Source organism: Paenibacillus sp. N3.4, from assembly GCF_008017805.1.
Lineage (GTDB): Bacteria > Bacillota > Bacilli > Paenibacillales > NBRC-103111 > Paenibacillus_E.
The window spans coordinates 1-8,048 of sequence record NZ_VRTT01000142.1 but is presented as its reverse complement, the minus strand read 5'-3'; the positions used below and the strand labels follow the sequence as shown (position 1 = coordinate 8,048).

Annotated in this window: 4 protein-coding genes; all 4 read right to left on the bottom strand. The window is 47.4% G+C overall.

Annotation, left to right across the window (positions count from 1 at the left end; genetic code table 11):
* Positions 1–165: 165 nt before the first annotated feature.
* A complete protein-coding gene (locus FU659_RS33910; protein WP_147951571.1) occupies positions 166–681 on the bottom strand; it encodes a hypothetical protein in 516 nt (171 codons plus the stop codon).
* Between the two features lie 393 nt (positions 682–1,074).
* On the bottom strand, positions 1,075–3,933 hold the full coding sequence (locus FU659_RS33905) for an S-layer homology domain-containing protein (protein ID WP_147951570.1): 2,859 nt from the start codon (positions 3,931–3,933) through the stop codon (positions 1,075–1,077).
* Between the two features lie 20 nt (positions 3,934–3,953).
* Positions 3,954–4,595, bottom strand: a complete 642-nt coding sequence (locus tag FU659_RS33900) for an NHL repeat-containing protein (RefSeq protein WP_147951569.1) — start codon at positions 4,593–4,595, stop codon at positions 3,954–3,956.
* A 903-nt stretch (positions 4,596–5,498) separates the two neighbouring features.
* A partial coding sequence (locus FU659_RS33895) for an S-layer homology domain-containing protein (protein WP_147951568.1) occupies positions 5,499–8,048 on the bottom strand: 2,550 nt, incomplete at its 5' end.

Sequence of the window (8,048 nt, the reverse complement as noted above, 5' to 3'; positions counted from 1 at the left end):
CTCCTTGATGTATTGGGTTAAAACCCTTCGACAAATCCATCATACCGAGGCGCTCCTTTTTTGACAAAGCCCAAATCTTAGGCCTTACAGGAATGTTTACTTGAATGGAAACAGGGAGCTGCTGTTGCAAGCCGCTCCCTGTTTGTTAATGTGCTATCGTATCCGTTAGTTGAGAGATATAACTTCAAAACTTGCCTTGTTTGTTTCAAGTTCTAAGTTTTTTTCATTGTCTCCATTTCCAAACGTGAATTTTGCAGTTGCCGAAACTTCATAAAAACCAGGCTTTTCAAGTTTGTACGTATAATGCTCAGTAATCATTCCTTTTCCTTGAAAAGTACGATGTTTTCCTACCATAGCCATAGCAAATGTATTAACCCTCTTGCCATTACTATCTTTAATAGAGAAATAAAAAAGACCTGACGCATGTAAAATCGTAAAATCACTATCAGATAAGTTCTTTAGAGTAGCCTCAACAATGAACTCTTCATTGGATTTTAATTGATTAGGGGCAGATATGCTTGCAGTAAAAGGTTCTTTTTCAGGAGTAGGAACGGTTGTTGTAACCACTGCTGGATCATCCTTGGGAAGAGAGAGATTTGCTGTTTGTTCTTCAAATGGCGAAGGCTGACCGCATGCAACTAAGCCAAGTAAGGCGAGAATAATAATAATTAATTTCTTCATTTAAGCACCTCCTAAGAAACAAACGTAAAAATCCGGGATTTTGTTGCAAATAATTCCCAATTGATAAAAAATATCCCTAAGCTTTATTTATAAACGATTCTTAGGCATATCTGCCCGTTGCTTTAATGAACAAAAAAAGGAGCTGCCACAAGGCAAGCTCCCCTTCACCACTCGGGACTTCCACCCTAGGGATAGCACCCATCTGAGCGTACCAAAATAAGAAGAGGCGAGCAAAACGCTCGCCTCTTCTTATTTACGATATTTGGTAGGGGGTAAACAAATGCAGGTACTTAAACAACGTCCGCCAATTATATCTCAAAGATATCGATGCCATCATAATTGATAACATTGCCATGCAAGAGCGCAAGTCATTCATTAGAAGCTTTCCGAGATTTAGATCAGCTCAGACTTTCGAAGCAGCCGCTCAATAATAGCCGCCACTTCAGCTCTTGTGATGTAGGACTTTGGCGCAAGCTCAGTGCTATTTCTTCCAGAAATGATTCCGGCTTGCAAGCAGGCGGCAATGCCTTCCTTCGCCCAACCCGCAGCACTATTCACATCAGTAAATGGAGTTAACATTTTCTGAGGATCTGTGGACGGCGGAAGCTTTGCTTTCAAACCAGTGATCTTCATCGCTTTGGCCATCATGTCCATGGCCTGTTCCCTCGTAATCTTATCCAGCGGATGGAAAGAGCCGTCTTCGTAACCGCTGATCAACCGGTATGCATATGCTGTATTAACCGCGCTGCTGTACCAATTCTGCGGCAATACATCTGAGAATGGCGCTGCCCCATTTTCCAGCTTAAGCCCCAGTCCTCGAACGAGGATGGCAGCAAATTCAGCGCGGGTAATTTCTTGATCGGGTTTGAACATACCGCTGCCGACACCATCAATGATCATTCGCGATCCCATATTGTTAACGGCAAGTTTGGCCCAATGAGCGGCAACATCGAGAAATTCAACGGGATGCCATACGAGCGAGTACGTGCTATTGGTCAAGCTATTCACGAATGCGAAGTCGTTGCCATCGATTGTAATTATTTTAGTTGGCACATGTCGTACTGACCCGTCAGGTTCAACGACTATAGCCGTTGTAATCTTGTTGGAATCAATGCCATCCGGCAGCCTCATTGCCCGTTGCACATAGCTATGAAACTTCGACACTTCAACGGACTTCTCCCCGAAGATGCCTCGCACTGTAAAATTCAGTGGTGATGCGACGAGCTTAAACGATCCTTTGGCTGCTGCGTTCTCCACAACTTTCAGCATATCCGCTGTGGGTACAGCGATTTCAATTTGCACTTTGATGTCTTGAAGCGCTGCTGACTTTCCGATTTGGTCGGATAGTGCGCTAATGTTGATTTGCTGAGCCGGGAGTGTGTACACCGCATCATTCGTTTTGATTTCCAGAACTGCTTGCATGTCTTCCATATTTTTAACCACTCGGCCATTCAGTTCTGCAATCACAACATCGGATTTGGTTTTCACTGGAATCGTAACCACCGCCCGCTGGTCTTCCGTAACAAGTCTGTCCGCCAGCTTATCCTGGTCAATCTTGATTGTTGTGACCGACTGGGAATTCACGCTAGTTACCTTTACCGTTCCGACGTTTACCGATTTTCCATTTACAAGAATAACTGCATTCGTCTCCTCAGACACCGATGTTGCCTGAGATGATGAAGACGGCTGAGGCGGAAGAATCGCTTCCGGCTTTACCGCATTAGAGGCTGCGGAAGCCACACTGCTGCCAACGCCGTTGATCGCTACTACCGTAAACGTATAAGTAGTGCCATAGGTTAAACCAGTAACGGTAATCGGGCTGCCTGTGCCGCTTGCCTCCAAACCCCCTGGGCTCGAGGTTACCGTATAGCCGGTAATGTCGCTGTCTCCATCTTTGACTGGCGCCTTAAAGCTGACGGTCGCTTGCGACTTGCCTTTCACGACCTCAGCCGTTATATCCGTCGGTGCGTCCGAAGGGGTAGGCGCAATCTTTATTTTCTGGATACGTTGATTGTCTGATTCGGCTACATAGACAGCGCCGTCGATATCCACCGCTATACCAAGCGGACTTCTAAACTCACCCAAGCCGCTTCCGTGGCCACCGCGCGCCTTCTTCCACTCGCTCCAAACGCCTGTAGCTGCCGTCAGCTTCTGGATGCGGTCGTTATTGGAATCGGCCACGTAGAGATTCCCCTTTTTATCAACTGCGACGCTGTAAGGTTCATTAAACTCGCCGAGACCGCTTCCTACGCCGCCGCCACTCTTTTTCCACTCGCTCCATGCGCCTGTGGCCGCCGTCAGATTCTGAATCCGATGGTTTTTCATATCCGCAACATATACGTTGCCACTACGGTCTACCTCAACGCCAGTTGGATTATTAAATTCACCGAGACCACTTCCGCGACCGCCGCCGGCCTTCTTCCACTCGCTCCATACGCCTGTAGCTGCCGCCAGCTTCTGGATGCGATGATTTCCGGAATCAGCCACATAAATATTCCCGTCGTGGTCTATAGCCACTCCACTCGGATAGCTAAATTCGCCAAGGCCGCTTCCCGCGCCGCTACCAGCCTTCTTCCATTCACTCCATACGCCTGTAGCTACATTCAATTTCTGGAGACGGTGATTATAAAAATCGGTCACATACATATTGCCATCTTCATCAACAGCAACATCTGTGGGACCATCAAACTCGCCGAGAGCGCTGCTTGATCCCCCTCCCGCTTTTTTCCACTCGCTCCATACGCCTGTCGTTGCATCCAGTTTCTGAACACGATTATTTCCATAATCGGCCACATAGACATTCTTATGCTTGTCCACCGCAACAGCATTAGGATATTTAAACTCCCCAAGACCATCGCCAGCAATTGCCCCCCGATATGCCCACTCGCTCCAAGTCCCTGCGACTGCATTCAACTTCTGGATACGATTGTTATCGCTATCGGCTACATAGATATTCCTGTTACCGTCTACCGCCAGACCCTTGGGATGGTTGAACTCGCCAGCTCCGCTTCCCGAGCCGCCGCCGTTCTTCTTCCACTCGCTCCATACACCTGACGCAACATTCAGCTTCTGAATGCGATGATTATCGTACTCTGACACGTAAATATTATCGCTGCCATCAAGAGCAACGCCGTATGGCTGATTAAACTCACCCAGCCCGCTTCCCGGTCCGCCACCGCTCCTCCTCCACTCGCTCCACGTGCCTGTGGCTGCCGTCAGCTTCTGAATGCGGTTGTTTCCGGTATCGGCCACATAGATATTGCCCGATCTATCTACGGCAACGCCTTTCGGATTGTTGAACTCGCCCGCTCCGCTTCCCGGTCCGCCGCCACTCTTTTTCCACTCTCTCCACGTGCAGAAACTATATCCAGCTTCTGGATGCGATGATTTCTGGAATCTGCCACGTAGACATTACCCGATTTATCTACATCAACACCTTGGGGATCGCTGAATTCGCCTAGCAAGCTTCCCGGTCCGCCGCCGGACTTCTTCCACTCGCTCCACACACCTGTATGTACATCCAACTGTTGGATGCGATGGTTGCTGCTATCAGCTACATAAATTTTATCGCTTTGGTATACAGCCACACTGACTGGATTGCTAAACTCCCCCAAGCCGCTTCCATATCCGCCGCCGCTCTTCTTCCATTCGCTCCACACACCGGTAGCAACGGTCAGCTTCTGGATGCGATGATTTACGGAATCAGCCACATAAACATTTGAATCACTATCTACCACTATGTCAGCCGGACCTTCGAATGCGCCGGGACCGTCATTGCTGCCAAGTCCAATTTTCGCATATTGCGACCATTGAACCGCCGCTTGCGTGGGCGCAGCGAATGCGGTGGCAAACATCATCAAGATAACAAGACTTACTACCAATTCTTTGCATTTCCTTGCATGTACTCGTTTCATAATTGTATGGCTCCTCTTCACCGGAAATCTCAAAATTAGTGCAAAAAAAGACAACTTCGACTGCAATTAGCCTTCTTCGACAAAATTCGATGTCACAAAAAACTATACCAGTCCATTCTCTCAAAAATCTCACAAATGGAAGAAGAGCCGGACATTCTCTTCGCTTCCACGTTACCCTTTCGTTTGACGGTAGACACTTGCCAGGTTAACACAAAACAAATTGACGTAAAAAAAGCTCATTCCTGCTCATAATTCGAGTTGGAGTAAGCTTTTGGAAGTTCATTAACCGTTTGTTTATGTTGTTTGATGTTTGACTTGTGCTTTAATTGTCACATGAGATACGCTTAACGGCATCTTGTGTTTGTTGCTCAAACAAGTGCTGTCCCGGGGCATTTGGGGCCATAGAATCTACATTATCCAAATGGAATCCTTTTAACCATTCAACTCTGATCGTATGATTCTCCTCGACAAATAGCATGGGCACATTCAAAGCCAACCTATCTGCTCATCTAAACCATGCGGATATACTGCTGTTATATTCAGGTAATCGGTAGGTAAATCCCGTCAGCCAGTCGTTATATCCGGTCATCGTGACATTCGACCCGAGCGGATTCCCCTCGATCGTTCCGTTGGCCCCGAACCCATCCTGAAAATAAATGGTTCCTGCTGTTGCCGCAGCCGGCCGCTTTGTTGCATAAACCTGATTTATCTCCGCGTGCAGGGGATACTAAAACGTCTCAAGCCTCCGCCCTGTCCCCCCGTATATCCGGCCAGAGCAAATCCTCCAACAGCAGTTATTGATATCCCGCACCATATGGCATAGGCTTACCCCAAAACCAAAAACATATAAATTCTTATAGGTCGAAAAAGACGAGCCCCTCGGCTCGTCCCCTAATTTCATGTTTACCCATCAATTAGTTTTGCTTTTAGTAGCATCCTGTAAAGAAGTACGGTCGTTTCGGCACGTGTTAATGACTTCAGCGGACGCAATTCATCTCCATACCCTTTCACCAAGCCCTCTTGAATGGCCGTCCGTATCGCATCGCTCGCCCAGTCGCCAATTTGATTGTGGTCGGTGTAGACAGCCAAATCCACTGACACTCCCGAATTGCTTGTTACAGCAGAAACATTGGCCAGCCGCAGCGCTCGAACGATCGTTACAATCGCCTCTTGTCGTGATACCTGCTGATTGGGTCCAAATGTTCCATCCTTGAAACCATCCATAATACCGTATGCTTTAACTGCTGCTACGGCACTGCTATACCAGCTCGAATTGCTTACATCCTTGAAATTTGCAAGATCTCCGCCTTCTGGCAAGCCCAACGCTCTTGCAAGCAACGCCGCGAGTTCAGCACGAGTAATCGTAACTTCAGGCGCGAATCGGCTTTCACCTACACCTTCTACGATCATTCTATGATTCATGGCGCCAATTTCAGATGTTGCCCAGTGTCCTTGAATATCTGTTAATTTGGACGCTTTGGATACCAATACGTAAGCGTTGTTCGTTAGACTGCGAATAACGGCAGCCTGATGTTCATCAACTTTGATGAATTCCGTTGGCACAGGACGGACACCAAGCTTCTGGTCCCAAGCTACAACTGTTGAAGCAGTTCCGGACAATTCCTTTGGTAAGTAAATGACCTTTTCTACATAACGGTTGAATCTTGAAACTTCTCTTCTCTCGCCATGATGCATCACATGTAGATTGAAATAAATCGGATCCGCCACCAACTGGAAACTGCCTTTATTCGCTGCATCCAGCAGTTCAGGTATCCCTAAACTGTTGCCATGCTCGATCGTTATTTGAGCTTCCACATCGCTCTTCCAATCAGACTCCTGTTTGACGAATTCAGCTAGAGGCAAGCGATATTGGCCATGCTTAGTTTTCAATGTAATTGTGGCCGCCTTCTCAACAAGGAGTGTGACAGCTTCAACGGTAAGTCTTAGAGCTGTTTTGCTTGCCTCATCCTTTATCGAAATGGATAGATTCACTTCAGTCGCAGTAGATAATGAATCGAGTACCTTCTTTAGGGTATTCATATCCAATAGAGCATCGATGGACTTCACGCCATTCGCATCTGTTTGAAGTGAGGCCTGCCCATTCACCGCTATATTATTTATCCAAATCACAATCGAATTATTGGGTGACAAGGGGCCTGTATGACCTGTCGAATCGGGATTGGAGCTTGCCGTTGAACGAATCACATTCAGCACATACGTTTTAATTGAACCGTCTTGCGCTTTGATACTAGCCTCAAACAGGTTTTCACCTGTTACGAGAGAATATTCATCTGTAATAGAGTTGCTGGTTACCTGCAATCCATTCACATAGACGACAGAATTGGTATCGGTGGTAGTGAGTATCATTTTCAAACCATATACAGAATGACTGACTACTACACTATTGCTCATTTTCCCCGGGTCAAAATCAAACTTCACCGTCCCACCCAATCCTGTAAGCTGCCAGCCAATCAAGCTAGCATTGCTGCTCAAAGGAACAATGTTCTTGACTTCGATCAAGCTAACGTTTGCGTTGCCCGCTGTATCTTCTGCATAGACAGAATAAATCCCGTTCTCTTGCACGGTAAAATGGTCAGTGATTTTCACGCCCAGCGTTTCAAAATACGAGATTGAACGGCTTCCTGCTGCCCACTTGATCGAAGAAAGGCTATTGAATTCACCATATACAGACGCCATTACTGATACTGTTACGCTTCCGAAAGTGGAGATGATAGGATCCGCTTGCAACTGGATATTCGGAGGCTGGTCGTAAGTAAACGTAATATTCACGGTTTGGTCTAACGATAGACCACTTATTTCCTCTTTCACCGAATAAGTCACGTTCTCTGCCACTGTATTGCTCACCGAAAGTGTGGTTAAACCATTCTTATCGGTCAATCCATAAACATCATGGATGACTGATCGTCCACCTTGTGCTTGTAGCAGTACTCGTTTTCCAACGATCGGATGGTCATAATCATCCTTGAGATTAACGAAGATCGAGGCTTTACTTTTGCCGTCTGCTCGAATGACTAGATCGCTCGCGGTAACTGTTGAGTGAGATGAACTCATCTCCCCAGGAAGAATCTGGACAAAGACCGTCGCTGCTATTGCACTTCCTCCAACACTGGCGCTTATCGTCGCGGTTCCCACCGTCGTCGGTGCTGTCAGCGTCGCCGTGTAAGTGCCATTATGGTTGTCTGTTACAGGGCCAACCGTGCCTAACGTCGAAGTGATAGCGACCGTCGCTCCTCCGGTGGTCAAAGCATTGCCCTGCGCGTCTTTCAGATTCACGCTTACCGTTGTCTGACTGGTTCCGTCAGCGGTCAGAGTAACGTTTTCCATTTCAACCGTGCTCTTCTCTGTTGACAGCCCCCCTGACACGAACTGAACGGAGGCCGTCGCTGCTATTGCACTTCCTCCAACACTGGCGCTTATCGTCGCGGTTCCCAC

Coding starts and splice junctions, on each gene's coding strand:
- FU659_RS33900 (WP_147951569.1), bottom strand. CDS start 4,595: ATGAAACGAGTACATGCAAGGAAATGCAAAGAATTGGTAGTAAGTCTT.
- FU659_RS33910 (WP_147951571.1), bottom strand. CDS start 681: ATGAAGAAATTAATTATTATTATTCTCGCCTTACTTGGCTTAGTTGCA.